We start from the raw sequence: 292 nt of genomic DNA, 5'->3' as shown, positions 1-292 counted from the left end.
CGTTCCGGCTTGGCCTGGAGCGCCGGGGCCCCGCCCTGTCGCCGGCCGAATCGCAATTTCAGGCGCTCACCCACAAGGACTACTCGCCCCACGGCGCGCGCCTGGTACAGCGCCTCGATGTCGAGAAATACCGGCGCTTTCTCGCCGAGCGCGATGAGCTGGAATGGCGCATTGCCGCCCTGCGCAACCAAGCCTTGCAAGCCAGCAACGATCACGACGCCTGGCTGGCGACGGCCGAACCCCAACACATCGATAACCCCTACAGCCTGGCCGCCGCCTTGGCCTGTTACGA

At 66.8% G+C, this 292-nt stretch carries 1 pseudogene; it reads left to right on the top strand.

Annotation, left to right across the window (positions count from 1 at the left end):
- Nucleotides 1-292, top strand: a pseudogene (locus DM807_RS00760) (T6SS effector BTH_I2691 family protein); the annotation flags it as partial.

Source organism: Pseudomonas hunanensis, from assembly GCF_013393325.1.
GTDB lineage: Bacteria > Pseudomonadota > Gammaproteobacteria > Pseudomonadales > Pseudomonadaceae > Aquipseudomonas > Aquipseudomonas putida_P.
Note: the sequence above shows the minus strand (reverse complement) of the source record. Positions and strands in the feature narration are given on the sequence as shown.